General features: G+C 47.4%; 6 protein-coding genes. 3 read left to right on the top strand and 3 right to left on the bottom strand.

Going from position 1 to position 7,605, the window contains the following annotated elements; all coding sequences use genetic code 11:
• Positions 1 to 53 precede the first annotated feature (53 nt).
• Complete coding sequence (locus Q0241_RS21935; RefSeq protein ID WP_299381373.1) at positions 54 to 941, top strand: LysR substrate-binding domain-containing protein; 888 nt, start codon at positions 54 to 56, stop codon at positions 939 to 941.
• Positions 942 to 1,033: 92 nt separating this feature from the next.
• Here Q0241_RS21935 and Q0241_RS21930 read toward each other — a convergent pair whose 3' ends face one another.
• Entirely contained in the window at positions 1,034 to 2,851 is a 1,818-nt protein-coding gene (locus Q0241_RS21930; protein WP_299381370.1) for an aminopeptidase P family protein, read from the bottom strand.
• Between the two features lie 264 nt (positions 2,852 to 3,115).
• On the opposite strand from Q0241_RS21930, the gene Q0241_RS21925 reads away from it, so the two are divergent.
• Positions 3,116 to 3,490 (top strand): DUF1127 domain-containing protein, encoded by a 375-nt coding sequence (locus tag Q0241_RS21925; protein ID WP_299381367.1) that lies wholly within the window; start codon positions 3,116 to 3,118, stop codon positions 3,488 to 3,490.
• 137 nt (positions 3,491 to 3,627) lie between these two features.
• Here Q0241_RS21925 and Q0241_RS21920 read toward each other — a convergent pair whose 3' ends face one another.
• Positions 3,628 to 4,506: a 50S ribosomal protein L11 methyltransferase gene (locus Q0241_RS21920; protein ID WP_299381365.1), complete on the bottom strand. Its 879-nt coding sequence runs from the start codon at positions 4,504 to 4,506 to the stop codon at positions 3,628 to 3,630.
• Entirely contained in the window at positions 4,506 to 6,785 is a 2,280-nt protein-coding gene (locus Q0241_RS21915; RefSeq protein ID WP_299381376.1) for an ATP-dependent helicase, read from the bottom strand. The genes Q0241_RS21920 and Q0241_RS21915 overlap by 1 nt, the downstream gene beginning before the upstream one ends.
• 118 nt (positions 6,786 to 6,903) lie before the next feature.
• Here Q0241_RS21915 and Q0241_RS21910 point away from each other — a divergent pair.
• Positions 6,904 to 7,605 (top strand): succinylglutamate desuccinylase/aspartoacylase family protein (locus Q0241_RS21910; RefSeq protein ID WP_299381362.1); only part of this gene is annotated, 702 nt, incomplete at its 3' end.

Here is a 7,605-nt window from a genome sequence, read left to right as displayed (position 1 = left end):
TGTTCAAATTCAAATCAGGAAAAATCTCATTATGTTAGTTTTTATTACATTTCATGCGTGATTTTCCATCCCTTTCCAGCCTTCGCGCTTTCGAAGCTGTTGTGCGACATCATAATCTTAGTCATGCCGCCAAAGAACTGAACGTGACCCATGCGGCCGTCGCTCAACAAATAAAACGGCTGGAAGAATGGTTTGGAGCAACCTTAACCCAGCGCGAAGGACGTGGTGTTGTGCCGACAGAGGCGGGCTTTCGTCTTGGCGCAGAGCTTAGCAAAAGCTTTGATATTATCGACGATGCCGTCAAAGACCTCAAAGACAGCATGACTGACCGCCCCCTTCGCATTACCATGACACCAACCTTTGTAAACTTTTGGCTGATGCCAAGGCTCGGAGACTTTCGCAAACGGCATCCCGATGTTGAAATATTGTTAAATGCTAACAGTGACGTTGTAGATCTCAGGCGGGATGATTATGACCTTGCCATACGGTATGGCACAGGAAATTGGCCAAGCTTTCAAGTGGAAAAACTGATGCCCAGTTACACCAGCATCGTTGTATCACCTGAGCTCATAGAGAATATTCAAATAAAATCGCCCAAGGATCTAACCAAATTACCTTGGGTTTGCGACATAGATGATCGCCATTCAGAATGGCATTTTTGGCTAAAACAACATGAAATTGATTTCCACGCACACCATGCGAAAATTCATCTATCAGGATATCTGACAAAAGATGCCATTCGCGACGGGCAAGGATTGGGTGTACTTCCGTCAAACTGGGTACAGGACGACATTAAAAGTGGGCAGCTTGTTGAATTATTCTCGCTGACAAGTAACGAAAACACCGGATACCATCTTGTTTACAAACAGGGGGTAATTCCATCGCACTTAAAAAAATTCCTGACATGGATACGCAAACAGAATAAAGCCACACCAATATAACAATTTACATAAGAACATTGATGGTGAAATTCCGTCAGCAGTGCCCGTCCTCGCCTGATACAGGTTAGAGAACGGGCATCATTTACATGCTTTTAAATCGCTTTCGTTGCCATCTCTAACCAGGCAACGTGCTCAGCATCCAACAAAGGTGTCAGCTCTTTACGGACCCAGTCATGATAGTCATTCAACCATTTGATATCACCCGCACTCATTAAGGCTGGCTCTATCAAACGTAAATCAATCGGACACAACGTTACTGTCTCAAAATCATACAGTGGAGTGTCTAAGCCAACCATTTTTCCGGCATCGCGAACGATAATGAGGTTTTCGATACGAATACCGTACTCCCCTGCTTTGTAATAGCCGGGTTCATTAGACAAGAACATACCCGGCTCTAAAGCGACTGGCGACGAAGCCTTGGCAATACGTTGCGGCCCCTCGTGAACACCAAGGAAACACCCCACGCCATGCCCCGTACCATGATCATAATCCAGACCCGCATCCCAAAGCGGACGTCTAGCGAGACTATCCAGCTGAATACCGTTTGTTCCCTTGGGGAATTTCGCAGTAGATAGCGCAATGTGCCCCATAAGAACGCGCGTGAAACGGTCTTTCATTTCTGCGTTCGGCGTGCCGATAATAACCGTACGGGTAATATCAGTTGTTCCATCCAGATATTGCCCGCCTGAATCAATCAGAAAAATCTCATCCCTTTTAAGCGGCAAAGAGCTTTCATCACTCACCTTATAATGACAGAGGGCACCGTTTGGTCCCGCACCGGAAATAGTATCAAACGAAGAGTCTTTGAACAGCGGTACTTCTTCCCTGAAAGACAGAAGTTTATAAACAGCCTCCATTTCGGTGACGGGATTATCGGTATCCGCACGCTCCGTTGCACTTTCAGTTACCCACTTTAAAAAGCGCACCATCGCAGCACCATCACGAATATGAGCAGCACGAATACCATCCAGTTCGGATGTATTCTTTCTCGCCTTTGGCAAGCTCACCGGGTCCATAGCGCGTACAAGATTTGCACCACTTTTTTCTAGCAATGCTGTAATACGTTCCGGACAAGTAGCAGGATCAACCAGAACTCTTTTACCTTCGCGCGCAAAAGCTTCAAGACGCGTTTCCAAAGTTCCCGGCTCGGCAACTTCAACCTGATTGTCCAATGCCGCAAGGGTTTCGCTTGTTACTTTTTGAGAATCCACAAACCACTGCACATTTCCATCGGCATGGACAACAGCAAAGGAAAGCACCAATGGCGTATGGTCCACATCTTCACCGCGCACGTTCAAGAGCCACGCAACAGAGTCTGGCAGACTGAGAACGGCACAATCGGCTTCTGATTTAGTGAGAAGTTCGCCAATTTCTTTCCGTTTATCCTGCGAAGACTGCCCTGCATACTTCAAATCATAAGGCATGGATTTTGTACAAGGACGGGCGGGTTGATCCAACCAAACCTTATCAAGAGGATTGTCAGAAAGAGGAACAAGCTCTCCCCCCGCTTTTTCAACACCTTTTCGCAAGGATTTGATCTGATTTTCACTTTGCAACCAAGGGTCATAGGCAATACGCATACCTGCGGATACATTCTCTTCCAGCCATTGATGGGCGGGCTCTTCAACCAAATGCTGATAGGCAAAAAGGTGTTCACTAACTTCTTGGCGCACCTGAATTGTATAACGACCATCCACAAAGATCGCCGCCTTATCCATAAGAACGGTCGCCAGCCCTGCCGACCCCGTAAACCCACTTAACCATCCAAGTCTCTGAGCTTGGGGTGGAACGTACTCCCCCTGATGTTCGTCAGTTCTCGGAACGATAAAGCCGTCCACACCTTCATTAGCCAACTGGATACGCAAAGCTTTAAGACGAGATTCATGATCAAGAGTAGCCGTTTCAGGCATTTTTTAATCCTTATACAATATACAATTTGATTTTCAGCAGATTAACCGAGCAACAGAAGCATAACAACACTTGCTTTTGCATAACTTAAAATAATTTAATTTCAATAAGTTAAATCGAAAAAAACTAAATTATGCTCAAAATGCATGGCTGTGGTGCAGAATAACCGCTACCGAAAAAAATTTTATGAGCTAGATATACTGCAACAACACAGCGGCAATAGAAAGACATAGTCGGCCGCATTAACTGATCTAGGAGAAATGATCATGAGAGAAGATAAATTCGTATTCGCGGCCAACGAAATTGCTAACCAGCCTGTATTCGTAACTGTAGCGCCACACCGTTATACAAAAACATACCGCATCTATGCTGCGATCTCTGGACTTGTTCAGGGCTTCAAAAACTACATGGAACGCCGTGCAACTGTCAGTCAGCTTTGGGATCTAAATGATCGCGAACTAAAAGACATCGGCCTAAGCCGCGGTAACATCGAAGCAACTGTAAACAGCCTTTATGCAGAAGCAGCAGAAAAAGAAACCAAAACTTTTGAGCCAGGTTTCTCTTTCCTTTCTTCTTCTGATTTTGTTTCAACACAGGAAACAAAAGCTGAAAACAACAGCAAAGTAGGTCGCGCAGCATAACCCCCCTTTTGCTTGCAGCTCTACTTGTTGAAACGCGCCGGAAGCTCCGGCGCGTTTTTTTTAATACCCGTAAAAGGAAAGGCCGATGTTAATCTAACATCGGCCTTTCCTTTTATTTAGGATTATTACATCAAGGATTATCTTGATAAAACCAGTGTCGACCATTCACCCAAGTGAAGCTCTCGGATAACCTTCAGCCCCAAAGCCTCATGCGCTTTCACAACTTTTTCCTGTTGCGTAATAAGTAATCCAGAGAGCACGGCAACACCGCCCTCTGCCAAGTTCTTTTCCAATAAAGGCGCCATCTGACAGAGCGGCTCTGCAAGAATATTCGCCGCAATCAAGTCATAAGGACCACGTGCAGCAACTTCCGGAGCATTATACCCGTCACCGCAGACACCTGTGATATCGGAAACATTATTCAGCTCAGCATTCTCCAATGCTACGCGTACAGAATCAGCATCAATATCCACGCCGAGCACGGGACAATTCCAAAGGATTTTAATTCCCATGGATAGAATTCCAGACCCACATCCCATATCCAGTGCGTTGACGACTTTCTTGCCTTCGGCCAAATCAGTAAGCGCAATTAGACAGCCCTTGGTGGTGTCGTGTTGCCCAGTACCAAACGCAACATTAGCCTCAATCAATAAAGGAACAGAACCTTCCGGTGGCTGCTCTGTTACATGAGATCCGTGCACAAAAAACTTGCCAGCCACAATTGGCGGCAAAGCCTTTTGACTTTCTGCAACCCAGTCGACATCAGGAAGTTGCTCAATAGTAGCAGTCGGGGCATCACCACCTATAATCTCTGCCGTGCTGTTCAGGATACTGTTAACCTGTTCATCAGACGGCTTGCCGTCGACATATACCTTAACGGAAACAACCCCAGCTTGATTAGGGTTTGTTGTAACAATTGCACCATCAAGAGGCTCCAGAGCAAGCTCATAGATAGGTAAGTTGACCTCTTTTATATCAAGGGCAACGACCCAAACTGCGGAATTATCTTCTCTCATTACATACCTGCCTGTTCGGCGGGAACCACAAAGTTGCTCAGAACTTTTTTGCTTCCAGCCTTCTCAAAAGAAATTGTTAGACGTTCACCTTCAACCGAAGTGACCATCCCATAGCCGAATTTTTGATGGAAAACCCGTTCTCCGCGTCCAAAACCGCTTTTACTTTCCGAAACTTTCTGCGCTGCTTGTCGGACAAGCTTTGATTCGCCCCCTGAATAGCTTCGCGCACGTTGCATCCCTGGACTTGTGCGATCATTATCCTGCCACCCTTTGTTTCCGGAACCAAAACCACCATAAGATGGCTCTAACGGCGCAGAGTAAATACCGCGATCACTTTCCCGCTCAACATGTTCATGGGGTAGCTCATCCACGAAACGAGACGGGATTGCCGAGGCCCAAGACCCATGCATACGACGGTTGGCAGCAAAGGAAATAATGGCGCGTTCTCTGGCACGGGTTAACCCGACATAGGCCAGACGCCTTTCTTCTTCTAGCCCTTTAAGGCCTTGTTCGTCCATGGCGCGTTGGTTCGGAAATAGCCCTTCTTCCCAGCCTGGGAGGAAAACTGTTTCGAACTCAAGCCCCTTGGCCCCATGCAAGGTCATGATTGAGACCATTTCCTGATTTTGCTTACTATTGGTATCCATCACAAGACTGACGTGTTCGAGAAAATCAGGAAGACTTTCGAATTCCCCCAAAGCATTTACTAGCTCGCGTAAATTCTCAACACGCCCTTTGGCTTCAACTGATTTATCATTCTGCCAGAATTCCAGATAGCCGCTTTCTTCCAGTATTAGATCAGCCAACTCTGGATGCGGCATATCACCTTTCAAGCTCTGCCAGCGGTCGACCTGCGCAACAAACCCGACCATGGACTTACGCGCAGCCGGACGTAGCTCGTCCGTTTCAACAATTTCCTGCGCTGCTTTAAACAGCGACGTCTCAATCTGGCGGGCCAGTTGATGAACCACACTGACCGCTGCGGGACCAAGTCCTCTTTTCGGTGTGTTAATAACTCGTTCGAAAGCCAGACTATCATCCGCTGAATTCACAAGGCGCAAATACGCCAAGGCATCACGGATCTCCATACGTTCGTAGAAACGCGCGCCACCGATAACCCGATAGGGAATGCCTAGGGTCAAAAAGCGTTCTTCAAATTCGCGGGTCATTGCGCCTGTGCGCACAAGAACCGCTATCTGATCCAGCGACTGTCCTTGGCGTTGCAAGCTTTCTGTCTCTTCACCGACAAACCGGGCTTCGGCTTCACCATCCCAAAGCCCCCGGACGCGAAGCATTTCCCCTTCATCATCATCCGTCCAAAGCGTCTTGCCTAAACGACCTTCATTATGACTAATGACAGAGGAAGCCGCAGCAAGAATACGCCCGGTCGAACGATAATTCCGTTCCAGACGAACAACCTTTGCACCGGGAAAATCTTTTTCAAAACGAAGGATGTTACCAACCTCGGCACCGCGCCACCCATAGATGGATTGATCATCATCCCCGACGCAACAGACATTTTGATGCCCCTGAGCCAAAAGACGCAACCAAAGATACTGCGCCACGTTGGTATCCTGATACTCATCGACCAGAATATAATGAAACCGTCGATGGTAATCCGCCAACACATCCTTATAGGTCTGGAAAATCACCAGAGTGTGTAACAGCAGATCCCCAAAATCACAGGCGTTGAGCTCTTTCATACGCTGCTGATAGCTCTGGTAAATTTTATGAATACGCCCGCCCGCAAACTCCTTGGCTTCACTTGCGGAAACATGATCCGGCGTTTGCCCCCGATCTTTCCAGCGCTGAATAACGCCAAGAACAGATTTCGGTGGCCACTTTTTGTCGTCGAGGTTGCTCTCTTTCAGAAGCTGCTTCACCAAACGCAGCTGATCATCCGTATCGATAATCGCAAAATCAGACCCAAGCCCAACCTTTTCTGCATGGGCCCGCAACATACGAACCGCAATGGCATGGAAGGTTCCCAACCACCATCGCTCTACAGTTGGTTCATTCAGAATCGAAGCAACACGCTCTTTCATCTCTTGTGCTGCTTTATTGGTAAAGGTCACAGCAAGAACCTGACCGGGGAAAGCTTTTCCCGTCGCCAGAATATGAGCAAGGCGTGTCGTTAGAACCCGCGTCTTCCCCGTTCCGGCCCCGGCCAGAACAAGAACAGGTCCATCCGTGGTCTGAACGGCATCCATCTGCGATTCATTAAGACCGGTAAGATAGGGCGGCAGCCCTTCGTTTTGCATTTGCGATTCGTCTATCATGATTGGTTTATAGCGCAGCTTCTCAACAAGCTCATCCACTTTTAGCTCTTGACCTAAAGATCAAACAACTCTTTATGTTATGCAAAAGTCCGTATCACAAGAATATACAGGAAAAAACATGGCCCGTATTACAGAGCGCCACGCGCTACTTTCTGAAACACCAAGTACACAACGGGTTGTAACTATGCATCGTTACGGTGCAGGTACTAATGGCAAGATTGCCTATGTACAGGCTTGCCTACACGCAGATGAAACCCCGGCGATGGCTTGTACTCATCATCTTCTGCAACGTCTGGAAGAAGCGGACCAACAGGGATTATTAAAAGGTGAGATCGTTATTGTTCCCTTTGCCAATCCGATCGGCCTGGATCAATTTGAAGACGACATTCTTTTAGGGCGCGTTCACCGTGGCGGTGAAGGTAACTTTAACCGTGGTTGGTACGACCTGACAGCAATGATACAAGATCGCCTTGTTGGTAAACTTGGTAAAAATGAAGACGCGAATGTAAAACTTATCCGCGCAACCATGCAGGATGTTTTGGACCAGGTTACGCCGACAAGTGAATTTTCCAGCCTTCGCAAAATACTGACGAAAGAAGCCGCTCGCGCTGATTATGTCTTTGACCTGCACTGTGACGACGAATCTCTTCCCTATCTTTATATTTCGGACCTCAACTGGCCAGACTGTCAGGATTTTGCCGCTGACTTTGGCGCAACAGCCGTCATGATGGCTGAAAATTCCGGCGGCGGCAGCTTTGACGAAGTATATACCCGCCCGTGGGCTGAACTCTCACGCCTTTTCCCGGATGCAGTAATTCCG

This window comes from uncultured Kiloniella sp. (assembly GCF_937128705.1).
Lineage (GTDB): Bacteria > Pseudomonadota > Alphaproteobacteria > Kiloniellales > Kiloniellaceae > Kiloniella.
This window is presented reverse-complemented; position numbering and strand designations above follow the sequence as displayed.

Excerpts from the sequence above, each read along its gene's own strand:
- Q0241_RS21935 (WP_299381373.1), top strand. The coding sequence starts at position 54 with ATGCGTGATTTTCCATCCCTTTCCAGCCTTCGCGCTTTCGAAGCTGTT.
- Q0241_RS21930 (WP_299381370.1), bottom strand. The coding sequence starts at position 2,851 with ATGCCTGAAACGGCTACTCTTGATCATGAATCTCGTCTTAAAGCTTTG.
- Q0241_RS21925 (WP_299381367.1), top strand. The coding sequence starts at position 3,116 with ATGAGAGAAGATAAATTCGTATTCGCGGCCAACGAAATTGCTAACCAG.
- Q0241_RS21920 (WP_299381365.1), bottom strand. The coding sequence starts at position 4,506 with ATGAGAGAAGATAATTCCGCAGTTTGGGTCGTTGCCCTTGATATAAAA.
- Q0241_RS21915 (WP_299381376.1), bottom strand. The coding sequence starts at position 6,785 with ATGATAGACGAATCGCAAATGCAAAACGAAGGGCTGCCGCCCTATCTT.